Annotated in this window: 24 protein-coding genes and 1 pseudogene; 10 read left to right on the top strand and 15 right to left on the bottom strand. The window is 65.8% G+C overall.

Annotated elements, in window-relative coordinates; all coding sequences use genetic code 11:
• Nucleotides 1–23: 23 nt before the first annotated feature.
• The gene (gene hrcA, locus G6N13_RS22545; protein ID WP_163700742.1) at nt 24–1061 is read right to left on the bottom strand and encodes a heat-inducible transcriptional repressor HrcA; all 1038 of its coding nucleotides are present in this window, start codon (nt 1059–1061) and stop codon (nt 24–26) included.
• 185 nt (nt 1062–1246) lie between these two features.
• Between hrcA and G6N13_RS22550 the strand changes: the two genes are divergently transcribed.
• Nucleotides 1247–1570 (top strand): type II toxin-antitoxin system VapB family antitoxin, encoded by a 324-nt coding sequence (locus tag G6N13_RS22550; RefSeq protein ID WP_163700745.1) that lies wholly within the window; start codon nt 1247–1249, stop codon nt 1568–1570.
• Here the strand turns inward: G6N13_RS22550 and G6N13_RS22555 are convergent.
• A complete protein-coding gene (locus tag G6N13_RS22555) occupies nt 1525–3069 on the bottom strand; it encodes a sensor histidine kinase (RefSeq protein WP_235677865.1) in 1545 nt (514 codons plus the stop codon). The genes G6N13_RS22550 and G6N13_RS22555 overlap by 46 nt on opposite strands.
• Entirely contained in the window at nt 3066–3851 is a 786-nt protein-coding gene (locus G6N13_RS22560; protein WP_163700747.1) for a response regulator transcription factor, read from the bottom strand. Before G6N13_RS22560 ends, G6N13_RS22555 begins: the two co-directional genes overlap by 4 nt.
• 322 nt (nt 3852–4173) lie before the next feature.
• Between G6N13_RS22560 and G6N13_RS22565 the strand changes: the two genes are divergently transcribed.
• A complete protein-coding gene (locus G6N13_RS22565) occupies nt 4174–6444 on the top strand; it encodes a SulP family inorganic anion transporter (RefSeq protein ID WP_407663814.1) in 2271 nt (756 codons plus the stop codon).
• 275 nt (nt 6445–6719) lie between these two features.
• Here the strand turns inward: G6N13_RS22565 and hemW are convergent, their stop codons facing one another.
• The gene (hemW, locus tag G6N13_RS22570; protein ID WP_163700751.1) at nt 6720–7895 is read right to left on the bottom strand and encodes a radical SAM family heme chaperone HemW; all 1176 of its coding nucleotides are present in this window, start codon (nt 7893–7895) and stop codon (nt 6720–6722) included.
• Nucleotides 7896–8006: 111 nt separating this feature from the next.
• Between hemW and G6N13_RS26275 the strand changes: the two genes are divergently transcribed.
• From G6N13_RS26275 to G6N13_RS22585, 4 genes are all read left to right on the top strand, one after another.
• A complete protein-coding gene (locus G6N13_RS26275) occupies nt 8007–8081 on the top strand; it encodes an Ms4527A family Cys-rich leader peptide (protein ID WP_407663947.1) in 75 nt (24 codons plus the stop codon).
• A 118-nt stretch (nt 8082–8199) separates the two neighbouring features.
• A complete protein-coding gene (locus tag G6N13_RS22575) occupies nt 8200–9873 on the top strand; it encodes a nitrite/sulfite reductase (protein ID WP_163700754.1) in 1674 nt (557 codons plus the stop codon).
• The gene (locus tag G6N13_RS22580; protein WP_163700757.1) at nt 9870–10583 is read left to right on the top strand and encodes a phosphoadenylyl-sulfate reductase; all 714 of its coding nucleotides are present in this window, start codon (nt 9870–9872) and stop codon (nt 10581–10583) included. Before G6N13_RS22575 ends, G6N13_RS22580 begins: the two co-directional genes overlap by 4 nt.
• Nucleotides 10580–11284, top strand: coding sequence for a sirohydrochlorin chelatase (locus G6N13_RS22585; RefSeq protein ID WP_235677867.1), 705 nt, complete (start codon nt 10580–10582; stop codon nt 11282–11284). The genes G6N13_RS22580 and G6N13_RS22585 overlap by 4 nt, the downstream gene beginning before the upstream one ends.
• On the opposite strand, the gene G6N13_RS22590 is transcribed toward G6N13_RS22585, so the two are convergent.
• The 6 genes from G6N13_RS22590 to G6N13_RS22610 form a co-directional block, all read right to left on the bottom strand.
• On the bottom strand, nt 11281–12318 hold the full coding sequence (locus G6N13_RS22590) for a sulfate/molybdate ABC transporter ATP-binding protein (protein WP_179965040.1): 1038 nt from the start codon (nt 12316–12318) through the stop codon (nt 11281–11283). The genes G6N13_RS22585 and G6N13_RS22590 overlap by 4 nt on opposite strands.
• Nucleotides 12319–12340: 22 nt before the next feature.
• Complete coding sequence (cysW, locus tag G6N13_RS22595; RefSeq protein ID WP_163700767.1) at nt 12341–13153, bottom strand: sulfate ABC transporter permease subunit CysW; 813 nt, start codon at nt 13151–13153, stop codon at nt 12341–12343.
• Nucleotides 13150–14031 carry a sulfate ABC transporter permease subunit CysT gene (gene cysT, locus G6N13_RS22600; RefSeq protein WP_163700769.1) on the bottom strand — a complete coding sequence of 294 codons (882 nt, stop codon included), beginning with the start codon at nt 14029–14031 and terminating at the stop codon, nt 13150–13152. The genes cysW and cysT overlap by 4 nt, the downstream gene beginning before the upstream one ends.
• Nucleotides 14028–15068, bottom strand: a complete 1041-nt coding sequence (locus G6N13_RS22605; RefSeq protein ID WP_163700772.1) for a sulfate ABC transporter substrate-binding protein — start codon at nt 15066–15068, stop codon at nt 14028–14030. The genes cysT and G6N13_RS22605 overlap by 4 nt, the downstream gene beginning before the upstream one ends.
• A 117-nt stretch (nt 15069–15185) precedes the next feature.
• Nucleotides 15186–15278, bottom strand: a complete 93-nt coding sequence (locus G6N13_RS26280) for an Ms4533A family Cys-rich leader peptide (RefSeq protein WP_407663816.1) — start codon at nt 15276–15278, stop codon at nt 15186–15188.
• 127 nt (nt 15279–15405) lie between these two features.
• Nucleotides 15406–15600 (bottom strand): hypothetical protein, encoded by a 195-nt coding sequence (locus G6N13_RS22610; RefSeq protein WP_163700776.1) that lies wholly within the window; start codon nt 15598–15600, stop codon nt 15406–15408.
• 110 nt (nt 15601–15710) lie between these two features.
• On the opposite strand from G6N13_RS22610, the gene G6N13_RS22615 reads away from it, so the two are divergent.
• Nucleotides 15711–17726: a glycoside hydrolase family 15 protein gene (locus tag G6N13_RS22615; protein ID WP_163700779.1), complete on the top strand. Its 2016-nt coding sequence runs from the start codon at nt 15711–15713 to the stop codon at nt 17724–17726.
• A 228-nt stretch (nt 17727–17954) separates the two neighbouring features.
• On the opposite strand, the gene lepA is transcribed toward G6N13_RS22615, so the two are convergent.
• Nucleotides 17955–19901: a translation elongation factor 4 gene (gene lepA, locus G6N13_RS22620; RefSeq protein ID WP_407663817.1), complete on the bottom strand. Its 1947-nt coding sequence runs from the start codon at nt 19899–19901 to the stop codon at nt 17955–17957.
• A gap of 43 nt (nt 19902–19944) precedes the next feature.
• Between lepA and G6N13_RS22625 the strand changes: the two genes are divergently transcribed.
• Nucleotides 19945–20541, top strand: a complete 597-nt coding sequence (locus G6N13_RS22625) for a type II toxin-antitoxin system PemK/MazF family toxin (protein ID WP_235677868.1) — start codon at nt 19945–19947, stop codon at nt 20539–20541.
• A gap of 3 nt (nt 20542–20544) precedes the next feature.
• Here G6N13_RS22625 and G6N13_RS22630 read toward each other — a convergent pair.
• Nucleotides 20545–20745 (bottom strand): annotated as a pseudogene (locus G6N13_RS22630) (CBS domain-containing protein); the annotation flags it as partial.
• Between the two features lie 306 nt (nt 20746–21051).
• On the opposite strand from G6N13_RS22630, the gene G6N13_RS22635 reads away from it, so the two are divergent.
• Entirely contained in the window at nt 21052–21882 is an 831-nt protein-coding gene (locus G6N13_RS22635; RefSeq protein WP_163700784.1) for a ribonuclease Z, read from the top strand.
• Between the two features lie 27 nt (nt 21883–21909).
• Complete coding sequence (locus G6N13_RS22640) at nt 21910–23457, top strand: PepSY-associated TM helix domain-containing protein (protein ID WP_163700787.1); 1548 nt, start codon at nt 21910–21912, stop codon at nt 23455–23457.
• Here G6N13_RS22640 and G6N13_RS22645 read toward each other — a convergent pair.
• The 3 genes from G6N13_RS22645 to G6N13_RS22655 are packed head-to-tail and all read right to left on the bottom strand — an operon-like array spanning nt 23397 to nt 26785.
• The gene (locus tag G6N13_RS22645; protein WP_163700791.1) at nt 23397–24236 is read right to left on the bottom strand and encodes a transglutaminase family protein; all 840 of its coding nucleotides are present in this window, start codon (nt 24234–24236) and stop codon (nt 23397–23399) included. The two genes, G6N13_RS22640 and G6N13_RS22645, sit on opposite strands and share 61 nt — an antisense overlap.
• Entirely contained in the window at nt 24237–25214 is a 978-nt protein-coding gene (locus G6N13_RS22650) for an alpha-E domain-containing protein (protein ID WP_163700794.1), read from the bottom strand.
• Complete coding sequence (locus G6N13_RS22655; RefSeq protein ID WP_407663948.1) at nt 25214–26785, bottom strand: circularly permuted type 2 ATP-grasp protein; 1572 nt, start codon at nt 26783–26785, stop codon at nt 25214–25216. The genes G6N13_RS22650 and G6N13_RS22655 overlap by 1 nt, the downstream gene beginning before the upstream one ends.
• Between the last annotated feature and the right edge of the window lie 100 nt (nt 26786–26885).

Here is a 26885-nt window from a genome sequence, read left to right on the forward strand (position 1 = left end):
TTGACCTTTCGAAATCCCGCCGGTTATCCGGCTCGGTGTCCTAAGACATCCCCGATGTACATCGCAACCGCCGCGACATTGGCAATGGTCCCCGGGTAGTCCATTCTGGTCGGCCCCAAGACACCCATGCCGCCGTAGACGGTGCCCGAGCTGCCGTAGGTCGTGGTCACCACCGAAGTGCCGACCATCTGCTCGGCCTCGGTCTCGTGGCCGATGCGCACCGTGACCTTACCCGCTTCCTGTTGGGCGGCCAGCAGCCGAAGGACCACCACCTGTTCCTCCAGTGCTTCCAGGATCGAGCGCAGCGAGCCGCCGAAGTCGGCGGTGTTGCGGGTCAGGTTGGCGGTACCGCCCATCAGCAGGCGTTCCTCATTGTGTTCGACCAGCGACTCCAGCAGCACCGTCGCCGACCGTCCGACCGCGTCACCGAGGCCACCGGACCCGTCCAGTCGGGCGGCGAGGTCAGCCACCGCGGCCGAGGCGGCCGCCAGGCGCTTGCCCTCCAGCGCCTGCCCGAGCAGTTCACGCAACTGAGACAACTGGTGATCGTCGATGGTGTCGCCCAGCTCAACGATGCGCTGATCGACTCGGCCCGAATCGGTGATGACGACCATCAACAGCCGGGCGGGGGTGATCGAGACGATCTCGAGGTGGCGCACGGTCGAGGTGGACAGCGTCGGGTACTGGACGATCGCCACCTGACGGGTCAGCTGGGCTAACAGTTTCACCGCACGGCGTAACACATCGTCGAGGTCGACCCCCGATTCCAGGAACTGCACGATCGCGCGGCGTTCGGATCCCGACAGCGGTTTGACGTCGTCGATGCGGTCGACAAACTCCCGGTAGCCCTTGTCGGTGGGCACCCGGCCGGAGCTGGTGTGGGGCTGGGTGATGTACCCCTCGGCCTCCAATACCGCCATGTCATTGCGCACAGTGGCGCTGGACACGCCGAGGTTGTGGCGGTCGACTAGGGCCTTGGAACCGATCGGCTCCTGGGTCGCGACGAAGTCGGCGACGATGGCGCGAAGTACCTCAAAGCGACGGTCGTCTGCACTTCCCATCTGGTCCACCTCCAAGTTGCCGTTATTTTACGGACATCATCAGCCCATTTAGCACACACGCGCGCCGAGTGCCACCGCGCGCCGTGGATCCAAGTCCTCCCACCGCTGCCGTTCCGGCCGCCAGCGACTAGCCTTGCGCGAATGGTGATGCGGAGTCGGGGGGCTGCGCGCGGGGCAATGGCACGATGATCTTCAAGGGCGTCAGAGACGGCAAGCCTTACCCCGACCACGGTCTGACCTACCGAGACTGGTCGCAGATCCCCCCTCGACAGATCCGCCTCGACGAGTTGGTCACCACCACGACGGTGCTCGCGCTCGATCGCCTGCTATCCGAGGATTCGACGTTCTACGGCGACCTGTTCCCGCACGCGGTCAGGTGGCACGGCGTCGTCTATCTCGAAGACGGGCTACACCGGGCGGTGCGCGCCGCTCTGCGTAATCGCACCGTGCTGCACGCCCGGGTCTACGACATGGACCCGGCCCCCAACGGCCAATCCTCGGCGGGCTGAGCAGGCCGGCCCGGCGTTGGCGCCGCAGGCAGCCGCACAGTGAATACTGTTGCGCCAGGACTGGATTCGGCCACGACGGTGCCCTTGTGCGCCTCCACGATCGAGAGCACGATGGCCAACCCGAGGCCGCTGCAGCCCAGTTCGCGCGAGCGCGACTTATCGGCCCGCACAAACCGGCCGAACAGGTTGGGCATGATGTCGTCGGGGATTCCGGGCCCGTTATCGCCCACCACCAGTTCGACGGCCGCGCCAGTGCCGGCGATCGATAGCGACGTCGTGACGGTCACCCCCGCCGGGGTATGCACTCGCGCGTTGCTCAGCAGGTTGCCCAGCAGCTGATGGAGGCGGGCCCGATCGCCGCGCACCCAGACGGCCTGGTCGGGCAACTCGGTGACGAACCGGTGATCCGGCGCCGTCACCGACACGTCGTTGACGGCGTCGGCGACGAGATCACACAGGTCGAGGTCCTCGAGTTCGAGGTCGAGTCCCTCATCGAGGCGGGACAGCAGCAGCAGGTCGGCCACCAACGACGTCATCCGTCGTGACTCGGCCTCGATGCGGGCCAGCGCGTACTCGGTGGTGGGCGGCAGGATTTCACTGTCCTGTCGCGTGAGTTCGGCATAGCCGAGGATCGCGGCCAGTGGTGTGCGCAGCTCGTGGCTCGCGTCGGTGAGGAATTGGCGGGTCCGCCGGTCGGATCCGGCGATCTCGTTGAGCGCCGCGTCGACGTTGGCCAGCAACCGGTTCAATGTATGTCCGACGACGCCGATCTCGCTTTCAGGATCGGTGTCGGCGGGGCTCACCCGGGCGGTGATGCGATAGTCCGTGCTGTCCAGCGGCATCGCGGCCACCTCACCGGCGACCGCCGCGACCCGGCGCAGTGGTTCGAGCGCATAGTTGACCACCACGATCGTGCCCAGTGCGGTGACGACGATCGCGAGGACCACCAAACCCGCGACGGTCAGCACCTTGCCCCCGACGGTCTTGTTCGCCTGGTCGAGCGACACCGCAGAGATCAGCCGTTCGCCGCCGGCGAAGTCACTGTGGCCGACGCGGTGCGAACCCAGCCCGGGCAGTGCGACGGTCTGCGGGTCACCGTGACGCCAGTCGATACCCGCCAGCGAACGCAGCACCGCCGCTGACGCCGGGATGGGTTCGCCATCGGTGAACACCGTGCCGTAGACGGCGACCCCGTCGTGCAGCATGGCGATGACCGTGCCGGGAGCCTGACCGGGGAACTCGACCAACCCCTCGTGCGAACCATCACCGGAAGCCGGCGCGTCCTGATGTCGCTTGGCTTTGGCGTAGGAGTAGCTGAACGCCGCCAGCGAATTTGTCACCTGGCTGTTGGCCAGGCTGGCGGCTTCGTCGCGCAGGCTCATCACCGCCACCGCGCCGACTCCCACCAGAGCCACGCTGACGATCGTCGACACCCACAGCACGAGCCGGCGGCGCAACGACCGCGGCCTGCGCCACTGCCACCGCCGCGTTGCGATCACGGTGACGGTGACGGCCGCAGCATGTAGCCGACCCCTCGCACGGTGTGGATCATCGGCTCACGGTTGGTGTCGACCTTCCGACGCAGGTAGGAGATGTAGAGGTCGACGATGCTGGACCGTCCGCCGAAGCCGTAGTTCCAGACCTGATCCAGGATCTCCGCGCGAGTGACGGCGCGGCGCGGGTTGCGCATCAGAAAGCGCAGTAGCTCGAACTCCGTGGTGGTCAGCGAGATCTGTTCACCGCCCCGGCGGACGTCGCGGCTCGCGCCGTCGAGCACCAGATCACCTACCGTGAGCACGCCATCCTCAGGAGCCATGGTGGCCTTGGCCCGGCGCAACAGGCCGCGCAACCGGGCCACCAGCTCTTCCAGGCTGAACGGCTTGGTCAGGTAGTCGTCGCCGCCGGCCGTCAGACCCGTCACCCGGTCCATCACCGAGTCCCGGGCGGTCAGGAACAGCGTCGGCGTGTACCCGTCAGACTCCCTGGTCATCTTCAGGATCTGCAGACCGTCGATATCGGGCAGCATGATGTCCAGGACCAGAAGGTCGGGCTCGAAGTCCTCAAACCTCGCCAAGGCGTCGCGCCCATCGCTCGCCGTCTCCACATCCCAGCCCTCATAGTGCAACGCCATCTTGACCAGATTGGTCAGCGCCGGCTCGTCGTCGACGAGCAGAACACGGATGGGGGATCCGTCGACCCGAGAGATGCGGGGCAACTGGCCGAGAATCTTCTGGCGCGGCTGCTGTGGACGCGACGATGTGGGTGCTACCGGTAGAGCCATACTTCGATTCTGTAGAAAACATATGAATCTGTCATGGAGCCCATATGTGTTTCATATTTTGGCCGGTCATCGAATCTCCGCGCGGCCTGTTGTATTACCCTCGCCGCCATAGTTTTCCGCGCCGACCTGTTATCCGCAACACAGTTTGGTCACGCTCGCGGCGCGTTTCGGGCGATGCAGATATGGATCCTCTATGCATTCCTTGAATGCATCGGAAAGCCACACCTACTGTCGCGCTTGTTAATTCGTGCCGCATCGGCGGCTCGACACGCGAATCGATTGTCACTGAGAAGATCTCGCTTACGCAGACAGGAGTCTGGCCTTGCAGCCCTTGACCCAACCGACTACGGGTTCTGAAAACCCGCACAGGGCGTCCACGTTCTTGCGCCATGACCTACCCGCCTCACTGGTGGTGTTCCTGGTGGCGTTACCGCTGTCGCTGGGCATTGCCATCGCCTCCGACGCGCCGGTGCTGGCCGGGCTGATCGCGGCCATCGTCGGCGGCGTGGTCGCCGGCGCGCTGGGCGGGTCGCCACTGCAGGTCAGCGGACCCGCGGCCGGGCTGACGGTCATCGTCGCCGGGCTGATCGCCGAATTCGGCTGGGCGGTGACCTGCGCGATCACCGTCTGCGCCGGCCTGCTGCAGGTTCTGCTCGGAATCAGCCGGGTCGGGCGGGCCGCGTTAGCCATCTCACCGATGGTGGTACACGCCATGCTGGCCGGTATCGGTGTGACGATCGCGCTGCAACAAGTCCACGTGCTGCTGGGTGGCAGCTCCGAGAGTTCAGCCTGGCGCAACATCACCGAACTGCCCGGTCAGCTGGTCGACGCCGACCACGCGGGGCTCGCCGTCGGACTGCTGGTGATCGCGATCCTCGTGGCATGGCGCTGGGCGCCGGCACGGATTCGCAAAGTGCCGGGCCCACTGGTCGCCATCGTCGTCGCCAGCGCGGTCGCGGCGCTCTTCGCGTTGAATGTGCCGCGTATCCAGCTCAACGGATCCCTGCTCGACGCCCTGCAGACACCCGCGCTGCCCACGGGAAGCTGGGGCGCGTTCGCGACGGGCGTCATCACCGTCGCGCTGATCGCCAGCGTGGAGAGCCTGCTCACCGCGGTCGCGGTCGATCGGATGCAGGACGGCCCGCGGTCGAACCTGAACCGTGAACTGGTGGGTCAGGGCGTTGCCAATGTGGCCTCCGGCGCGATCGGCGGCTTACCGATCACGGGTGTGATCGTGCGCAGTTCGGCGAACGTGACGGCTGGCGCCAAGACCCGGGCATCGTCGATCCTGCACGGGCTGTGGGTGCTGGTCTTCGCTCTCCCGTTCGCCGGCCTGGCCCAGCAGATCCCGACCGCCGCGCTGGCCGGACTGCTGATCGTGATCGGTATCCAGCTGGTCAAGCTCACCCACATCAAGACCGCACAGCGGACCGGCGATATCGCGGTCTACTCGGTGACGATCATCGGTGTCGTCTTCCTCAACCTGCTCGAAGGCGTGCTGCTCGGGCTGGCGCTGGCGATCGCGCTGACGGTGTGGCGGGTAGCGCGCGCCAGGATCCATGCCCAACCCGCCGAGCACACCGACAACGACGATTGGCACATCGCCGTCGAAGGGTCGTGCACGTTCTTGTCCCTGCCCCAGCTGCACACGACGCTGGCATCCGTACCGCCCGGCATCCACGTGACGCTGGAAATGTCGGTGGATTTCATCGACCATGCCGCGCACCAGGTGATCGAAGACTGGCAGCGCCAACATGAAGCCTCCGGCGGCAGCGTGCTGGTGCAGGAAGTCGGGTCCGTCGAACTTCGCAGCGCGCTGTCCGGGCCGCCGCAACGCGCGTTCGGCCTGGCCGATAAGCGGCTCGGCGTGGTGCCGTGGAGTTCCTGGCAGGACCCGCACACCAAGAACGGCCACGAGCGGCGCGACACCCCGCCGCAGGCGGTTCTCGACGGCCTGGAGGTCTATCACCGCAGGACCGCGCCTCAGATACGCCCGCATATGGCCAAACTGGCACACTCCCATCAGTCCGAGACGCTGTTCATCACCTGCACCGACGCCCGGATCGTGCCCAACGCGATCACCAGCAGCGGGCCCGGGGACCTGTTCACGGTGCGCAACGTCGGCAATCTGGTGCCCGCCGACCAGCTCGACCATTCTGTGGAAGCGGCGATCGCCCACGCGGTCGGCAGGCTGAAGGTGTCTTCGATCGTCGTATGCGGCCATTCCGCTTGCGACGCAATGAATGCCGCCCTGCGCGGGCCAGGCGTCGCGGCCGAAAACCCACCCGGCGATGAGTATTTGCGGTCCTGGCTCACACACGCCGGGCCGGCCTTGGACGCCTTCGACGAAGGCCGTCATCCCATCGCGGTATCGGCTGGCGAGCAAGGATTCAACACCGTGGATCAGCTGAGCATGGTCAGCGTTGCGGTCCAGGTGGACACCCTGGTGCGCCATCCGCTGGTCCGCGAGCGGCACGAGGAGGGCCGGCTGAAGGTCGTCGGGCTGTTCTATGACATTGCCAGCGCGAAGGTACTCCACGTCGAGCCCACCGCCGCATGTTCGTTGAGTTCGATTGGTCCTCAACATATTTGACCGCGATATGAATATCGCGACTGGCACCTACTCATCGACTAAATTGGAGTTATCGGGCAGATGCCACGAAACCCGCACTCCCCCAATGGGTTTCTCTGACCGAAAGAAGAAAGGACAGTCAACGATGATCAAACTCCGCCACCTCGCCCCAGCAAGCGTTCGGGTTCAACGGAATCCCGTTGTGGGTGCTGGGCTAACCGACGGGCCCCATGCGCAAGGCCGCGGGAAGTGCCTACCCCCCCAAGGGTTCCCCGCGGCCTTGCCATGTCCGGACGTCAGTCGTCGAGCAGGTCGCGCACCACGGCGTCGGCCAGCAATCGCCCACGATCGGTGAGCACCAGGCGATCTGCGGCGCGAAGCAGCAGTCCGTCGGCCACCGCGTCGCCGGCGCGCCGCTGTTCGGAGCCCGTCAGCGCCGCCAGCGGCAGTCCGGTACGCAACCGAATCTGCAGCAGCACATTCTCGATATGGCGGGCGTGCGCGTCGAGGCGCTCGAACTCCGCGACCGGCACCTGACCGTCGCTCAACTGCTGCGCATAGGCGCTGGGGTGCTTGACATTCCACCAGCGGGTGTCGCCGACGAACCCGTGGGCGCCAGGACCCGCACCCCACCACTGGCCGCCGTTCCAATAGCCGACGTTGTGCCGGCACTCGGCACCGGGGAGGCTCCAGTTAGACACCTCATACCAGCCCAGCCCGGCCGCTGACAGCCGCTGGTCGAGCAGTTCGTAGCGGTGCGCCAGCACATCGTCATCGGGCGCAGCGATCTCACCGCGTCGCACCCGGCGGGCCAGCGCGGTGCCATCCTCGACTACCAGGGCGTAGGCCGACACGTGGTCGACGCCGGCGGTCAGCGCGGCGTCGACCGAGCGCAGCAGATCGTCGTCCGACTCCCCCGGTGTGCCGTAGATGAGGTCGATATTGAGGTGCTCGAAGCCGGCCGCCGCCGCCTCAGCGGCGGCGTGCAGCGCCCGGCCCGGAGAATGCGTTCGGTCGAGCACCGCCAGCACCCGCGGGGCCACCGACTGCATGCCCAGGGACACCCGGGTGTAGCCGGCAGCGCGGATGTGCTCGAAAAACTCCCGTGACGTCGACTCCGGGTTGGCCTCGGTGGTGACCTCCGCGCCGGTCGTCAGGGTGAACGTGCTCCGCACGGCGTCGAGCACCTCGACCAGTCCGGCCCCGCCGAGCAACGAGGGGGTGCCGCCACCGATGAACACCGTGTCGACCGACACCGCGCCCAGCAGGTCAGCGGCCAATTCGAGCTCGGTGCGCACGGCGGCCAGCCAGCCCTGCGCAGACGCCCCCCCAAGCTCGGCGGCGGTGTAGGTGTTGAAGTCGCAATACCCGCAGCGGGTGGCGCAGAACGGCACGTGAAGGTACATACCGAACGCCGTGCCGGGAGTCAGCCTCAGTTCCGGCAGGGCGGCAGGCGCGGGACGGACTGACATCGGTTCAGTGTCGCAGAACCGACTTTTGTTCACCGCGAGCCAAAATCTGGGCCGGTTAGAGCTAGTGAGGCCGTTCGTGGCAGAATGGCCCGCATGCCTGCGCCCCAGAACATGCGCCCCGTCGCACTGGTGGCTCGGCGGCACGTCGATTTCAAGCGCGTCTGCACCTGTTGTTGTCTGGCTTGACGCCGTAGACCTGCCCACCTGTACGTCAGCTGGCTGCCGGATCTGCGCCGCCGGAACAGCTCACCGGTGGACTCTCGCAGTTCGAACGCCAGCTCCTTGATCTGAGGAGCCCCATTTCATGAGTCAGCCGACCAAGGCCGCGCCGAAGCGTCCCAAGGGTGAGGGCCAGTGGGCCCTGGGCTACCGCGAGCCGCTCAACGCCAACGAGCAGAGCAAGAAGGACGACAACCCGCTCAACGTGCGGGAGCGTATCGAGAACAACTACGCCAAGAACGGTTTCGAGAGCATCGACAAGGGCGACTTGCGGGGTCGTTTCCGCTGGTGGGGGCTCTACACGCAGCGCAAGCCCGGCTATGACGGCAGTTGGACCGGTGACGAGAACACCGACATGCTCGAAGACGAGTTCTTTATGCTGCGAGTCCGCAGCGACGGTGGTGCGCTGACCACCGCGGCGCTGCGCACCCTCGGCGATATTTCGACGAAGTTCGCCCGCGACACCGCCGATATCAGCGACCGCGAGAACGTGCAGTACCACTGGATTCGGGTCGAGGACATGCCAGAGATCTGGCGCCGGCTCGACGAGGTCGGCCTGCAGACCACCGAAGCGTGCGGCGACTGCCCACGCGTAGTGCTGGGCTCGCCGCTGGCCGGTGAATCGCTCGACGAGGTGATCGACGGCACGCCCGCGATCGACGAGATCGTCAAGCGTTACATCGGCAAAAAGGAGTACTCGAACCTCCCCCGCAAGTTCAAGACCGCCATCAGCGGCCTGCAGGACGTGGTGCACGAGGTCAACGACGTCGCCTTCATCGGGGTCAACCACCCCGAGCACGGCCCCGGTTTTGATCTGTGGGTGGGAGGCGGGTTGTCCACCAACCCGATGCTGGGCCAGCGCGTCGGCGCCTGGGTGCCGATCGATGAGGTGCCCGATGTCTGGGAGGGCGTCGTCAGCGTGTTCCGCGACTACGGCTACCGCCGGCTGCGCGCCAAGGCGCGGCTGAAGTTCCTGGTCAAGGACTGGGGTATCGAAAAGTTCCGGGAAGTTCTGGAGACCGAATACCTGAAGCGTCCGCTGATCGACGGGCCCGCACTGGAGCCCGTCGCCCGGCCGATCGACCACGTCGGTGTGCAGCGGCTCAAGAACGGGCTCAACGCGGTCGGCGTCGCACCGATCGCGGGACGCGTCTCCGGCACGATCCTGACCAAGGTCGCCGACCTCGCCGAGGCCGCCGGGTCGGGCCGGGTCCGGTTCACCCCGTACCAGAAGCTGATCATCCTCGACGTCCCCGATGACAAGCTGGACGAGCTGCGCAGCGGCCTCGATGCGCTCGGCTTGCCGTCGACACCGTCGCATTGGCGACGAAACCTGATGGCCTGCACCGGAATCGAGTTCTGCAAACTCAGCTTCGCCGAAACTAGAGTGCGCGCCCAGAGCCTGGTGCCCGACCTGGAGAAGCGGCTAGAGGACATCAACTCCGAGCTCGACGTGCCGGTCACGGTCAATATCAATGGCTGCCCGAACTCCTGCGCCCGTATTCAGATCGCCGATATCGGCTTCAAGGGCCAGATGGTTGACGACGGTAACGGCCCCGAGGAAGGGTTCCAGGTCCACCTGGGCGGCAGCCTCGGCCTGGACAGCGGTTTCGGCCGCAAGTTGCGGCAGCACAAGGTGCTCTCCACCGAGCTCGGCGACTACATCGAGCGGGTCGTGCGCAACTTCGTGAAACAAAGACACGAGGGAGAGCGTTTCGCTCAGTGGGCTGTACGAGCGGAAGAAGATGATTTGCGATGAGCATTGGGGTGGGTGAATTGACGGAGGCTGACCTACGGGAGCTTGCCGAACGGGGCGCCGCGGAGCTGGATGGCGCCAGCGCAGTCGAGCTGCTGGCCTGGGCCGACAAACACTTCGGCGGGGAATACGTGGTGGCCTCCAACATGCAGGATGCGGTGCTGGTCGACATGGCGGCCAAGGTGCGCCCCGGCGTTGACGTGTTATTCCTGGACACCGGCTATCACTTCGCCGAGACCATCGGCACCCGCGACGCGGTCGAGGCCGTCTACGACATCCACGTCGTCAACGTCACCCCCGAGCACAGCGTCGCCGAGCAGGACCAGCTGATGGGCAAGGACCTGTTCGCTAGTAACCCGACCGAGTGCTGCCGGCTGCGTAAGGTGACCCCCCTGCGCACGGCGCTGCAGGGATATACCGCCTGGGTCACCGGCATCCGCCGGGTCGAGGCTCCCACCCGCGCCAATGCGCCCCTGATCAGCTTCGACGAGGCATTCACGCTGGTGAAGATCAATCCGCTCGCCGCGTGGACCGACGAGGATATGGACGCCTACATCCAGGCCAACGGCGTGCTGGTGAATCCGCTTGTGGAGGAAGGCTATCCGTCGATCGGCTGCGCGCCGTGCACGGCCAAGCCGCTCGAGGGCGCCGACCCGCGCAGCGGTCGCTGGCAGGGCCAGTCGAAAACCGAATGCGGTCTTCACGTTTCGTGAGGCTCATCCTGACGGCGCACGGTAGCGCCGATCCGCGCTCCTCGGCCACCACTCACGCGGTAGCCGAGCATATCCGCGCGCTGCGGCCCGAGCTGGATGTGCAGGTGGCGTTCTGCGAACAGAATTCGCCGAACCTTCGTGACGCCCTGCGCATCCAGGACGGTCCGGCCGTCGTCGCGCCACTGTTGCTGGCCAGTGCCTACCACGCCCGCGCCGATATTCCGGCGATGATCGCTGACGCCGATGCCGACGTGATTCAGGCCGAAACGCTTGGCGAAGATCCGCGCCTGCTGACCGTACTGCGGGAACGGCTGGCCGAGCACCGGATTCATCGATACGAGCGGGGTCTGGGCGTGCTGGTGGTTGCGGTCGGCTCCTCGCACGCCAGCGCCAATGCCCGTACCGCAGCGCTCGCCGACACGCTGGCTCGCGGGACGCGGTGGTCCGGGGTGCAGGTGGCTTACGCCACCGGACCGCACCCGTCGGTGCTCGACGGAGCCGACCTCCTGCGCGGCAAGGGCGCACGGCGGATTGTCGTGGCGCCCTGGTTCATTGCACCGGGACGCATCACCGACCGAGTGGCGGCCATTGCGGACACCGCAGGCATGTCAATGGTCGCGCCACTGGGCGCGCATCCGCTGGTGGCCGAGACAGTACTCGACCGCTTCGATCACGCACTGGCCGCCAGAGCCGCCGCCTAGCGGGCAACGACCTCGCTCCGGGCGATCTGCACTTCACCGGCGATCGGCGGCACCCGGGTGGCCCGCACGTACACGGTGTCCCCCTCTTTGAGCCCCAGCGCCTCAGCGTCACCACGGGTGATCTGCGCAGTGAACGGCGCACCGTTGGTGGCGCTGGTCAATTCCACTCGGACCTCGAAACCCAGATACACGACCCGGTCGATGGTGGCCCGGGTGACCCCGGTGGATTCCGCGGTACCGTCGCCCGCAGCGATCGCCATCTCCGGGTTACGGCCCACCCGAATATCGTGCGGGCGCACCAGGATCCCGTTGAGCGATGACACCGTGCCCAGAAACGACATCACGAACGCGTTGGCCGGGCTGTCGTAGACGGCGGTCGGCGAGCCGACCTGCTCGACGCGCCCCTTGTTGAGGACGGCGATCCGGTCGGCGACGTCCAGTGCCTCGGCCTGGTCGTGGGTGACGAGCACCGTGGTGACATGCACCTCGTCGTGTAGCCGGCGCAGCCACGCCCGCAGATCCTCGCGGACCTTGGCGTCCAGCGCCCCGAATGGCTCATCAAGCAGGAGCACCTCCGGATCGACGGCCAGCGCCCGAGCCAACGCCATCCGCTGGCGCTGGCCGCCGGAAAGCTGGTTGGGATACCGGTTTTGGAAGCCGGCCAGCCCGACCACCTCGAGCAGGTTGTCGACCTTGTCCTTAATCTCGGCCTTCGGCTTCTTGCGGATCTTGAGCCCGAACGCGACGTTATCGCGCACGGACAGGTGTTTGAACGCCGCGTAGTGCTGAAAAACGAAGCCGATGCCGCGCCGCTGCGGGGGGACGTTGGTGACGTCACGCCCGTTGATGGTGATCGTGCCGCTGTCGGGCTGATCCAGCCCGGCGATGGCGCGCAGCAGCGTGGACTTGCCCGATCCACTAGGCCCCAGTAGGGCGGTCAACGAACCGGCGGGGACCACGAAATCGACATTGTCCAGGGCGGCAAAATCGCCGTAGCGCTTGTTGGCACCCGTCACGGTAATCGCATTTGTCATGAAAGTCGTTCTCCTCGTTCGATTACTCGCTGGCCTTGGTGCGGCGGGCATCCAGAACCACCTGGACGACCAGCACCAGCACCGCGACACCCATCAGCAGCGTCGAGACGGCGTACGCGCCGTACTCGGCACCACGGCTATAGCGATCAGAAACCAGCAAGGTCAGCGTCTGTGACGTGCCGGGCAGGTTGGACGACACCATGATCACCGCGCCGTACTCGCCCAGGGTTCGAGCGATGGTGAGCACGATGCCGTAGGTGAGACCCCATCGGATTGATGGCAGCGTGATCCGCCAGAATGTCTGCCACCAGCTGGATCCCAGGGTGGCTGCCGCCTGTTCCTGGTCGGTACCGAGTTCGTGCAGAACTGGTTCGACCTCGCGGATCACGAACGGCACAGTGACGAAGATGCTGGCCAGCACGATACCGGGCAGCCCGAAGATGATCTTGAACCCGAGGCTGTTCTCCACGAATCCGAACAGTCCGGCGGAACCCCACAGCAGGATGAGTGCCACCCCCACGACCACCGGTGAGACCGCGAACGGCAGATCGATGACTGCCTGCAACGCCGCCTTACCGCGGAACTTGTTGCGGGCCAGTACCAGTGCCGTCGGTATCCCGAAGAGCACATTGAGCGGTACCACGATCGCCACGACGATCAGCGACAGCTGCAGTGCGGAGATCGCGGCCGGCGTGGTGATGGACGCGACGAACTCGCCGAATCCAGGAGCAAAGGTACGCCACAGGATCAGGCCGACCGGCACGATCACCAGTACCGCGACGTACGCCAACGCAACGTAGCGGACGAGGTAGCGCACCGCGGGAGACAGATTCACGTCGCCAGCTCCTCCCGCTTCGCCGCGCGCGAACCGATGGTCCGCAGCACCAGCAGCACGACGAACGAGAGCACCAGCAGCACAATGGAAATGGCCGCCGCACCGGTCCGGTCGTCATTCTCGATCAACGTCCGGATCCACTGCGAGGACACCTCGGTCTCCCCTGGCACCGCACCGCCGATCAGCACCACTGAACCGAATTCCCCGATCGCGCGCGAGAACGCCAGCCCCGCACCGGACAGCAGCGAAGGCAGCAACGCCGGCAGGATCACCTTCGTGAAGATGACGAAGTTGGTCGCCCCCAGCGAGGCGGCGGCCTGCTCGACCTCATGGTCGAGTTCGAGCAGGACCGGCTGGACGGAACGCACCACGAACGGCAGCGTGACGAATAGAAGTGCCACGCCGACACCCCATTTGGTGTGCTGGAGATGTAGATCGATCGGGCTGTTGGGCCCGTAGAGAGCCAGCATGACCAGGCTCGCCACGATGGTGGGCAACGCGAAAGGCAGGTCGATCACCGCATCGACCAACCGTTTGCCCGGGAAGTCGTCTCGGGTCAATACCCAGGCGACGAGCAGTCCGAACACCGCATTGATCAGCGTGACCCCGATCGAGATCGTCAGCGTCACTCGAAAAGATTCCAGGGCGGCGTTCGAGCTGATCGTCAGCCAGAACGCGTGCCATCCCCCCTTAGCCGACTGCCACACGATCGCGGCAAGCGGCAAAAGGACGATCACACTCAACCAGATCGACGCTGCCCCAACGCGCAAGCTCGTCGTGCCATGCCGGCGGCCGACGCGGGACGGCCCGCCCGAGCCCCCGTTCGGGGTGAGCTCGGGCCGGACCGCCTGCGGGTTTGGCGTGGTAGCTGCTGTCATCCAGTGGCCTGCTTGTAGATCTTGGTGATGGAGCCATTGTCCTTATCGAACAGCGCCGGATCCACCTTGCTCCAGCCACCGAGGTCAGCGATTGTCCAGAGCTTCTGCGGGGCCGGGAAGTCGGTAGCGAAATCAGCGGCAACCGCGGGATCGACCGGACGGAATCCGGCCTGGGCCCAGAGCTTCTGCCCTTCCGGGGTGTACAGGAAGTTGTTCAGCGCGGTCGCCTTGTCGACGTGGGCACCGGTGGTCACCACCGCGACGGGGTTCTCGATCTTGAACGTCTGCGGCGGGTTGATGTGCTCGACCGGCTTGCCCTGACGCTCGGTGTTGATCGCCTCGTTCTCGTAGCTGATCAGAACGTCACCGGTGCCCTGCAGGAACACGTCGGTGGCCTCCCGGCCGGAGCCCGGGCGGGTCTTGACGTGATCCTTGACCAGCTTGGCGACGAAGTCCAGACCAGCCGCGTCGTCCTGACCACCGTTGCTCTTGGCGGCGTAGGGAGCCAACAGATTCCACTTGGCCGAGCCGGAGCTCAGCGGACTCGGGGTGACAACCTCGAGGCCCGGCTGCAGCAGGTCGTCCCAGTCCTTGATGTTCTTCGGGTTGCCCTTACGAACAACCAGAGAAACAACCGAACCGAACGGGATGCCCTTGGTGGTGGACTTGTTCCAATCAGCGGAGACCTTGTTCGCCTTCACCAGGCGGGTGACGTCCGGCTCGACCGAGAAATTGACGATATCGGCCGGCTTGCCGTCAACCACGCCGCGGGACTGGTCACCGGAGGCACCGTAAGACGTCGTCACCGCGATACCTTTGCCCTCCGGGGTCGCCGCGAAAGCCGGGATGATCTTGCTCCAGCCGGGCTCCGGCACCGCGTAGGCGACCAAAGTCAGGGTGGTGTCAGCCTTGGGCTGGCTGCTCCCGCCGGCGACGTCGCTAGAACCACCGCCGCCACAGGCGGCAAGCACCGTTGCGGTCGTCGCGAGCGCGACAGCTGTGCTCCACCGTCGTACGGGGGCGTGAATCTTGGGCATTGCTGGCCTTTCTCATTGCGGGTTAGGGGAATAGAGCCCCGTCGCAACGGAATGGCGATGCTGACAACGAATGCCAACGAACATCACCGACACCAGACCGAGGACGGGCAGAGGGTGTCAGCGACAACAAGCAACATCAGCAACGGCCAACGCGCCGACGGCAATTAGGGCCAAGATATGGCCCTTGCCGTACGGGGTGGCAGGTTGCATGGCGCGAAGCTTAACAGAGATCTGTCAGGCGACCAGTCCGGGTATCAGCGGTTGATCAGCCACACAACGATCACCAAGATCAGCAGCGCCACCAGGGCCAGCGTCACCCGGGATCGCGGCATCCCACTCATCGGAGCCGCCGCTCAGCGAGGCGCAGGCACCGTAATACCCGGATGCTGTTGCGCAGAATCACGTCGATCACCCATGCGATGCCGTAGGCGAGCATTAAAACCACGGGTATCACAATGATCGTCTGGAGGACGAAACCGAGCCCGGACAACCAGAGTTCGACGCCGTCCCACCAACTCAACAACCCCTGCACGGCACCAGCGTATGCCGCGCCCCGCGCTGCGTCGTGACCGGTGGTAACAGCAAAGGCACGGATCGGTGCATAAGTAGACGGCACAAGGCAATCCGGTCGATGATGTCCCAATGGTTCTGCAAGCCCAGCCGACCGGCGAGGACACTGATGCTGTGGCCCTCAACCCAGCCCCGCCGCCGCTGTCCGTAACCGCCCCGGTGCCGTATCCCTCGCCTGCCGCGTTGCGCAACCCGTTCCCGCCGATCGCCGATTACGCCTTCTTGTCCGACTGCGAGAACACCTGCCTGATCTCATCAGCCGGTGCGCTGGAGTGGCTGTGCGTTCCGCGACCGGACTCCCCCAGCGTTTTCGGGGCGGTCCTGGACCGTGGTGCCGGCCATTTCCGGTTGGGCCCGTACGGCGTCTCGGTTCCGGCCGCGCGCCGCTACCTGCCTGGCAGTCTCATTCTGGAGACCACGTGGCAGACCCACACCGGGTGGCTGATCGTGCGGGATGCCCTGGTCATGGGCCCGTGGCACGATATTGAACACCGATCCAGAACGCACCGGCGCACCCCAATGGACTGGGATGCCGAGCACATCCTGCTGCGCACTGTGCGCTGTGTGAGCGGCACGGTGGAGCTGGTGATGAACTGCGAGCCGTCGTTTGACTACGCGCGCGTCAACGCGAACTGGGAGTACTCGGCCAACGCCTACGGCGAAGCGATCGCCCGGGCCAGGAAGGACCCCGACGCCCATCCCACGCTGCGGCTGACGACGAACCTGCGGATCGGGCTAGAGGGCCGCGAAGCGCGCGCCCGCACCCGCCTCAAAGAGGGTGACAATGTGTTCGTCGCGCTGTCGTGGTCGAAGCATCCATCGCCGCAGACCTATGAAGAAGCCGCCGACAAGATGTGGCAGACCAGCGAGGCCTGGCGGCAGTGGATCAACATCGGCGACTTCCCCGACCACCCGTGGCGTTCCTATCTACAGCGCAGTGCGCTCACGCTCAAGGGTTTGACGTATTCGCCGACCGGTGCCCTGCTGGCCGCCAGCACGACATCGCTGCCGGAAACGCCGCAGGGTGAACGCAACTGGGATTATCGCTACGCATGGGTGCGTGATTCGACGTTCGCATTGTGGGGTCTCTACACCCTGGGCCTGGATCGCGAGGCCGACGACTTCTTCTCCTTCATCGCCGACGTATCCGGTGCCAACAACGGCGAGCGTCATCCTCTTCAGGTGATGTACGGCGTCGGCGGCGAGCGCGAGTTGGTCGAGGAAGAACTCAACCACCTGTCCGGGTACGACAACGCCCGCCCGGTCCGGATCGGCAACGGGGCCTACAACCAGATGCAGCACGATATCTGGGGCACCATGCTCGACTCGGTGTACCTGCACGCAAAGTCGCGCGAGCAGATCTCCGATCAGTTGTGGCCGGTACTCAAGGAGCAGGTGGAAGAGGCCATCAAGCATTGGAAGGAACCCGACCGCGGTATCTGGGAAGTGCGCGGCGAGCCGCAGCACTTCACCTCGTCGAAGGTCATGTGCTGGGTCGCGCTGGATCGGGGCTCCAAGCTGGCCGAGCTGGTCGGCGAGAAGAGCTACGCCCAGCAGTGGCGGGCGATCGCCGAGGAGATCAAGGCCGATATCCTGGCCAACGGCGTGGACAAGCGCGGGGTGTTGACCCAGCGCTACGGGGACGACGCGCTGGATGCGTCACTGCTGCTGGTCCCGCTCGTGCGGTTCCTGCCGTCGGACGACCCGCGGGTGCGGGCCACGGTGCTGGCGATCGCCGACGAGCTCACCGAGGACGGTCTGGTACTGCGGTATCGCGTCCACGAGACCGACGACGGCCTGTCCGGTGAAGAGGGCAGCTTCACGATCTGCTCGTTTTGGCTGGTGTCGGCGCTGGTCGAGATCGGCGAGGTGAGCCGAGCCCGGCACCTGTGCGAGCGGCTGCTGTCCTTTGCCAGCCCGCTGCATCTCTACGCCGAGGAGATCGAGCCGCGTACTGGCCGCCATCTGGGCAACTTCCCGCAGGCGTTCACCCATCTGGCCCTGATCAATGCCGTGGTGCACGTCATCCGGGCCGAAGAGGAAGCCGACAGCACAGGCGTGTTCCAGCCCGCGAACGCGCCGATGTAGGCGGAGGCCTACAAAAAGGCAGAGGTAGCTAGGCCAACCGGTCGGCCGCCAGCGCCGGTTCGACACGCTGTAGTAGCACCGTGGCGGCCGCAGCGGCTTGCCTATCGTCCCTGGCGGCTTTCGGGCCAGTTCCTCGGCAGACTCGCACCCGCCCACAGCGGATCACGGACGATAGCGTCCCTCAGCTGGCAGGTTGGGGTACTCCAACCGCCGTCACAACAGACGAGCCTATTTCTTGGCCTTGTCGCCGGTCTTCTCGCCACCGCCGTCGGTGGAGAGCGCGGCGACGAACGCCTCCTGGGGCACTTCAACCCGCCCGATCGTCTTCATCCGCTTCTTGCCCTCTTTCTGCTTTTCCAGCAGTTTGCGCTTACGCGTGATGTCACCGCCGTAGCACTTTGCGAGCACGTCCTTGCGGATCGCCCGGATGTTCTCGCGGGCAATGATTTTCGCTCCGATAGCAGCCTGCACCGGCACCTCGAACTGCTGGCGCGGGATGAGTTCCTTGAGCTTGGTGGTCATCTTGTTGCCGTAGGCCTGTGCCGAATCCTTGTGCACGATCGCGCTGAAGGCGTCGACGGCCTCACCCTGTAACAGGATGTCCACCTTAACCAACGCGGCCTCCTGCTCGCCGGACTCTTCGTAGTCCAGGCTCGCGTAGCCGCGGGTGCGCGATTTCAGCGAATCGAAGAAATCGAAGATGATCTCGCCCAGCGGCATGGTGTAGCGCAGTTCGACCCGTTCGGGAGACAGGTAGTCCATACCGCCGAGTTCGCCGCGGCGGGACTGACACAGCTCCATGATCGTGCCGATGAACTCACTCGGCGAGATGATGGTGGTCTTCACCACCGGCTCGTAGACCTCGCGGACTTTACCTTCGGGCCAGTCCGATGGGTTGGTCACAATCAGCTCGCTGCCATCATCCTTGATCACCCGGTACACCACGTTGGGTGACGTGGAGATCAGGTCGAGGTCGAACTCCCGCTCGAGGCGTTCGCGGGTGATCTCCATGTGCAGCAGCCCCAGGAAACCGCACCGGAAGCCGAAGCCCAGCGCCACCGACGTCTCCGGTTCGTAGGTCAGAGCCGCGTCGTTGAGCTGTAGCTTGTCCAGAGCCTCGCGCAGATTCGGGTAGTCAGAGCCGTCGACCGGATACAGGCCCGAATAGACCATCGGCTTGGGTTCGCGATAACCCGTCAGTGCATCGGTGGCGCCGCGACGGGCGCTGGTGACGGTGTCACCAACCTTGGACTGGCGCACATCTTTCACACCGGTGATAAGGTAGCCGACCTCGCCGACGCCCAGCCCGTCGCTGGGTTTGGGGTCGGGCGAAACGATGCCAACCTCGAGCAGTTCGTGGGTGGCGCCGGTGGACATCATCTTGATCCGCTCACGCGGGTTGAGCTTGCCGTCCACCACGCGGACGTACGTCACGACACCGCGGTAGATGTCGTAGACCGAGTCGAAGATCATCGCTCGCGCCGGAGCGTCGGCATCCCCGACCGGTGCGGGGATCAGTCGGACCACCTCATCGAGCAGCTCGGGCACGCCCACACCCGTCTTGCCGGACACCCGCAGCACATCATCGGGTTCGCAACCGATGATGTGGGCGATCTCGCCGGCGTAGCGATCGGGGTCGGCGGCGGGCAGGTCGATCTTGTTGAGCACGGGGATGATCGTCAGGTCCCGGTCCAGCGCGAGGTACAGGTTAGCCAGCGTCTGCGCCTCGATGCCCTGAGCGGCGTCGACCAGCAGCACGGCACCCTCGCAGGCCTCCAACGCACGCGACACCTCGTAGGTGAAGTCGACGTGGCCGGGGGTGTCGATCAGGTGTAGGACGTAATCCGTAGTGACCCCACCTGCTGTGACGCTCCAAGGCAGGCGCACGTTCTGCGCCTTGATCGTGATGCCGCGTTCGCGCTCGATGTCCATCCGGTCGAGATACTGGGCCCGCATATCGCGGTCGGCGACCACGCCGGTGATGCCGAGCATCCGGTCGGCCAGCGTGGACTTCCCATGATCGATGTGAGCGATGATGCAGAAGTTCCGGATCTGCGCCGGCGCAGTGAAAGTCTTGTCGGCGAAGCTGCTGATTGTGTTTCTCCTGGTCGGGTAGCACTTCGAGGGGGCCCTCGGATTTGTCCAGGGTATCGAGTAGGGCGCCGATGGACACAATCGCGCGCCGCAGGCCCGCGCCGTTCCGCCTATGCTGTCGAGAATGGCGTCGCAGTGGAGGACGTTACAGAAATTGGCGGAGCACTTCGTGTTCAGCGAGGCGCCGAAGCTGATCAGGCAATTGCCGATCCCACAGGCCGTGCCGCGGACCATCCAGCAGGGCCTGCGGCTGGGTATCGAGGCGCTGGTGGCCGGCTCGATAGTCGCCGAGCCGCACACCGCGATCACCGCAGGTCGACCGGTGACCAACGGCAGCGTCCCGACGGCGCACCGCGCCCGCCGCGTGGTCTACGCGCCGGATCTCGACGGCCGCGCCGACCCGGGCGAAGTGGTGTGGACGTGGGTGGTCTACGAGGACGATCCGACCCGGGGTAAGGATCGGCCGGTGCTGGTGGTCGGCCGTGACCGCCGGACCCTGTTGGGCCTGATGTTGTCCAGCCAGGCCCATCACGCCGAGGACGGAAATTGGATCGGCATCGGCTCGGGCGGCTGGGACTATGACGGCAGGCCCAGCTGGGTGCGGCTGGACCGGGTCCTCGACGTTCCCGAGGAAGGCATCCGCCGCGAAGGCGCGATCCTGGAGCAGACGACATTCGAGATCGTCGCCGCCCGGCTGCGGGCCGAGTACTCCTGGAGCTAACCGTCACCTGCCGTGCGTGATGTAGGCCTGCGGATGCTCCTGCTCGACCTGCAGTTGCTCCATCCGGTTCTTCACGACGTCGCCGATGCTGACGATGCCGACCAGTCGCCCGTCCCGCATGACGGCCACATGCCGCACCCGGTTGTTGGTCATCAGCGCGCTCGGGTCGTCGATCTGGTCGTTGGGTGAGCACATCACCAGGAGCTGCGCCGACGAGAGCCGGCGCAGGTGGCGCTGGCATGGCTGCGGCAGTGTCGTCGAATTGGGCAGCCTGAGCGCTGATCCGGCCGATCTCGCCGGGCCGCTTGAGCAGTCCGCGAACCGAGATGATGGCGACCTTCTCGGCGACCCGGACCGCCGGGGCCGGCGCTGCCTTTGAACTGAGCAGTTAGCAATAATGGATGGTCGAGTTGTGTCAATAGGTCATTGAATAGTGCCGGCGAAGTGAAACCCGCCGCGCCGTGGCCACTTGCCCCCGGGTCGCTGCCCGGCAGAGTAGTAATTAACCCCATGATCGACATCACCCTTCTCGGCACCGGAAGTCCGATGATCGACCCGAATAGAGCCGGGCCGTCGACCCTGGTGAAAGCCGGTGAGGGCGTGTTCCTGGTGGACTGCGGGCGCGGGGTCCTGATGCGGGCCGCCGCAGCTGGTGTCGGCGCGGCCACTATCACCGCGCTCTTGCTGACCCACCTGCACAGCGATCACATCACCGACCTGTCCGATGTCATCACCACCCGCTGGGTGACGACGTTCGTGCCCACCCCGCTGCCGATCATCGGACCGCCCGGCACCAAGGCCGTCGTCGAGGCGACGCTGGCCGCGCTGGCACCCGACATCTCCTACCGCATTCACCACCACGCCGACATCACCGAACCGCCGTCGATTCAGGTGCACGAGTACACCGAGGGCCAGGTGTGGGACGAGGGCGGGGTCCAGATCACCGCCGCGCCCACCGACCACCGACCGGTCGAACCGACGCTGGGGTTCCGCGTCGAGTACGACGGCGCCACCGTGGTGCTGGCCGGTGACACCGTGCCGTGCGCGAGCCTCGACGCTCTCGCGCAAGGCGCAGACGCGTTGGTGCACACAGTGATCCGTGCGGATCTGGTGGCGCAGGTACCAGCACAGCGGCTCAAAGACATCCTCGACTACCACTCCTCGGTGGAACAGGCCGCAGCCACCGCGTCCCGCGCCGGAGTCGGCACGCTGGTACTCACGCACTACGTGCCGCCGCTGGTGCCCGGGCAGGAGGATCAGTGGCGGGCTCTGGCGGCAGGAGAGTTCAGCGGGCCGGTGGAAATCGGAAACGATCTGCTCCAGGTATCCGTCGGGAACTAATCCCCCGCCGCGCACGACTCATGTGCGATGACAACAACGGTGGAACCCTCGACGCGCCGCGCTGATTCGGCGGTGCTGCGCCGGATCTGGCGGCTGCACTTCTGGGTGGGATTGTTCGCGGCGCCGGTCTTGGTGGTGCTCGCCTGCTCTGGGTTGGTGATCCTCTACAGCCAGCCGCTGGACGCGTGGACCAACCGGCATCTCCTGGTGGTCGAACCGGGACCGCAGGCCGTGCCGCTGGATGCCCAGGTAGCCACTGCCAAACTGCACGTCGGCGCGACCGACACGCTGGAAGCGGTCACCCCACCCGATGGCCCGAATTCCTCGACTCGGGTGGATTTCTCGGCAGCGACGGTGCCGGGCTACCCGCAGGCCGAAACCAACGTCATCCAGGTGTTCGTCGATCCGTACACCGGCGCCTATCTGGGCCAGCGCGATCAGCTGTCCGGCCTGGTGGGCTGGGCCAATCAGCTACACCGGATGTTCGGCAACGACGGACCGCACGTGGCACTTCCGTCGTTGGGACATCTGATCAACCCATCGGCATACCCGGAGTCGACGATCCCGGTCGGGATCGGCAATCTGTGGATGGAGCTCACCGCGACCTGGATTCTGGTGCTGCTGGCCAGCGGCGTCTACCTCTGGTGGCCCAGGGCGATCGAAGCCGCCAAACCGCTGTTGAAAGTCCGGTGGCGCAGCGGCGGCCGAATCCGGTGGCGTGATGTGCACGCCCTCACCGGTGTCGTCATCGCCGTCATCCTGGCCGGCTATGTCCTGTCGGGAATGACGTGGACGCGCTACTGGGGCGAGAACTGGCGGGCGGTGACCGCAACGGTCACCCCGTCGACCGAAATCGATGCTCCCTCAACGCCGGCGAAGCTCGGTGACTACGACCGGTTGGGTCGCCGCATCGCCTGGGCTGCCACCGACGACCCGATCTATGCGTCAGCGCCCGGGGGCACCGTGGCCCAGCTGTCCTACGCCGACATCGACCGCATCGCCACCGACGAGCACATGGTGCCCGGGTATTCGATCTTCCCGCCGTCGGACTCGACGAAGGACGGTACGACGACCTACGGCAGCTACACGGTGGTCAACCGGTGGCCGCAGCGGGTGTCCGAACAGCGCACGCTCTACCTGAACCAGTTCACCGGCGCCACGATCGCCAACGCCACCGCCGCCCAGGACGGGGCGCTGACCCGGCTGACCAGTTTCGGGATCGCCATGCACATGGGCAACCAAATGGGTTGGCTGACAAGGATTTCGGCGACGGTCGCCTGCCTCGGCGTGCTCCTCAGCGCGCTGACCGGTCTGCTGATGTGGTGGAAGCGGCGTCCGTCAGGACGCAGCGGCCTGCCCGGCCCGACCAGCCCGGCCACACGTGCGAACACCCCGAAACGAGCGATGTCCACGGTGGCAGTCGTCGCGGTCGCACTCGGGCTGCTCTTCCCGGCCTTCGGCATCTCCCTGATCGTGGTGCTCGTCGCCGAGGCGATCATCGCCGCCCGGCGTGATCACGCCAGCCGGGTAACCTCCACCACCACATCGAGATCGGTGGATCCCTCGCCGGAGTAGATACCCTTCAGCGGGGTGACGTCGGCATAGTCCCGACCGACGCCGACGCTGATGTACTGCTCGTTGATCGCAGAGTCGTTGGTCGGGTCGTAATTCCACCAGCCGCCCGTCCAGGCCTGAATCCAGGCGTGGCTCTGTCCGTCGACGGTGTCGCCCACCACCGCGTTGCGCTTGGGGTGCAGGTATCCCGAGACATACCGCGACGGGATACCCATGCCGCGCAACAGGATCAGGGTCAGATGGGCGAAGTCCTGGCAAACGCCCTTACCCTCGCGCAGGGCGTCGATGCCCGAGGAGTGCACACCGGTGGTGCCGGGAACGTATTTCAGTTCGCTGTGCGCCCACTGGGCGGCCGCGATCACCGCGGCCTGTGGGTCGTTCTCTTTGACGATGCGCCTGCCGACCCGTTCCAGACGCCTGCTCGCCGGGGTGTAGTGCGTGGGGGTCAGGACCTCATCGAAGCGGTCCCGCACCGCCGCGGACGCCAGCTCTTCCCAGGACACGTCGACGGCAGGTGCCTCCGGCTCCTCGGTCTCGACCACCGAGAACGCGGTCACTTCCAGTTCGGTGTGCGGCGCGTGCAGGTCGAAAGCCGTCACCGCCGTGCCCCAGTAGTCGACGTAGCGGTAGGACCGGGTGGCCGGAATGGTCTCGACCCGGTTGAGGATCACGTTCTGCCGGGAATCCGAACGCGGCGTGAGCCGAGCTTCGTTATAGGAGGCCGTCACCGGCGACTTGTAGGCGTACCCCGTCGCGTGCACAACCCGCATCCGCCACATTTAGATCTCACCTTCTTCGATAACGAGCTCCCCATGTTTGCCGGCATCCGACCACGCCACCCATGGCGCGGAGTGGAAGTACTGCAGCGCCACCGCTTCTCCGACATCGCGACAGGTCTCCTGCAAGCTGGCAAGACGCTCTTCCAGCGTCTCGAGCAGCACCCCGGGCCGGATGAATTCGAGCTCGCTGCGGGCCCGCCCGAGCAGTCGCTGCGCCTCGGCGGTGGACCCGACGCGGTTGGGCGCTCGGTGCATCAATTCGTCGAGGCTGTGTTCGGCCAGCTTGAGCGAGTGATAGATCGACCGCGGGAAAAGCCGGTCCAGCAACATGAATTCGACGACCCTGCTGGCGTCGAGCACACCGCGATAGGTGCGTAGGTAGGTGTCATGCGCACCGGCCGACCGCAGCACCGTCACCCACGCCGGCGAGGAGGCGCTGTCCCCGACGCGAGACAGCAACAGCCGTACCGTCATGTCGACGCGTTCGATCGCCCGGCCGAGCACCAGGAAGCGGTAGCCGTCGTCGCGGGACAGTGTCGAGTCAGCCAGCCCGGCGAACATCGCGGCTCGGCCCTCGATGAAACTGAAGAACTCGTGCGGGCCCAACCGGCGGGCCGCACGCTCGCGTTCAGCCAGCGCATTGTAGGTGGTGTTGAGGCACTCCCACATGTCCGAGGACGTGACTTCCCTTGCGGAGCGCGCATTTTCGCGCGCCGACGAGATCGCGTCGACGATCGAGCACCCGCCCTCCAAGTCCCGGCTGAACGCCACCAGATCGGTCAGCGACCACAGATCGAGCTCGTGTTTGGGCGGCTCGATGCCCAGCACCTGCAGCAGCACCCGCGAGGTCTGGTCGGGATCGACGCTGGAGTCTTCCAGCAGCTGGTGAACCGTGATGTCAAGAATGCGGGCAGTGTCGTCGGCGCGCTCGACATAGCGCCCGATCCAGTAGAGCGCCTCGGCGTTACGGGCCAACATCAGCGCATCACCTGCTGCTGCTGTTGCTGATTCTGCTGTTGCCCCTGCTGCTGCTGACTGGAGGACTCAGAACCCCTCTCCGCCAACGGATTCTTGGCGGGTTTGGGGATCTTCCGGACGATCTCGGCGGCGCCGAGCTCGCGGGCGGCCACCGATGTCTTGGAGGCCAGCACCCAGGTGTCCTTGGACCCGCCGCCCTGGCTGGAGTTCACCACCAGGGACCCTTCGATCAAAGCGGTGCGAGTCAACCCGCCGGGCAGCACCCACACTTCCTCGCCGTCATTGACAGCGAAGGGCCGCAAGTCGACGTGGCGAGGTGCGAGCGCGTCGCCGACCTTGGTGGGCACCGTCGACAACTGGACCACCGGCTGGGCGATCCAGCCGCGGGGGTCGCCGATCACCTTCTTGCGGATGGTCGCCAGTTCCTTCTCGGAGGCATCCGGGCCGAACACGATGCCGTAGCCCCCAGAACCCTCGACGGGTTTGATCACCAGCTCGTCGATCCGGTCGAGCACTTCCTCGCGCTCCTCGTCGAGCCAGCACCGGAACGTGTCGACGTTGGCCAGTGACGGCTTCTCGCCGAGGTAGTACTCGATGATCGTCGGCACGTAGGTGTAGACGAGCTTGTCGTCGCCGACACCATTGCCGACCGCGCTGGAGATCACCACATTGCCGGCTCGCGCGGCATTGAGCAGGCCCGCGACTCCGAGTACGGAGTCGGGGCGGAATTGCATGGGATCCAGGAAGTCGTCGTCGATACGGCGATAGATGACGTCGACCTGACGCTCGCCTTCGGTGGTGCGCATGTAGACCACGTTGTCCCGGCAGAACAGGTCGCGGCCCTCGACCAGTTCGACACCCATCTGGCGGGCCAGCAGGGAGTGTTCGAAGTAGGCGGAGTTGAACGGGCCCGGGGTCAGGACGACGACAGTCGGGTCGGCCTCGTTGGTGGCCGCGGCGTTGCGCAACGCCCGCAGCAGATGCGACGAGTAGTCCCCGACCGCTCGCACCCGGTGGGTGGCGAACAGGTTCGGGAAGACCCGCGCCATCGTGCGCCGGTTCTCCATCACGTAGGAGACCCCCGACGGGGAACGCAGGTTGTCCTCCAGCACCCGGAAGGTCCCCTGGGCATCGCGGACCAGATCGATGCCGGCGACATGGATCCGCACCCCGTTGGGCGGGTTGATCCCGGCGGCCTGCCGGTGGAAGTGCTCGCAGGAGGTGACCAACCGGCGCGGGATGACCCCGTCGCGCAGGATCTCCTGGTCGCCGTAGATGTCGTCGAGGTACATCTCCAGCGCTTTGACCCGCTGAGTGATACCGCGTTCCAGCCGGGACCACTCGGCCGCGGAGATGACGCGGGGCACCAGATCGAGCGGGAAGGGCCGCTCCTGGCCGGACAACGAGAACGTGATGCCCTGGTCGATGAACGCTCGGCCCAGCGCCTCGGCCCGGGCCTCGAGCTCCTCGGCGTCCGAGGGGGCGAGCTCGGCGAAGATGCCTCTATAGGGCCCGCGGACGTTGCCCTGGTTGTCGAACATCTCGTCGAACGCCTTGGCATAGGAGCCCATGTCGTTATAGCCGCCGAAGATATGGTCATGTTTGCGTGGCTGCCGCGAACCGTTCCGCGACGACCGGCTGGCTTCCGAAGGCAGGGTACGAAGGCTCACC

The sequence above is a fragment of the Mycolicibacterium sarraceniae genome, assembly GCF_010731875.1.
GTDB lineage: Bacteria > Actinomycetota > Actinomycetes > Mycobacteriales > Mycobacteriaceae > Mycobacterium > Mycobacterium sarraceniae.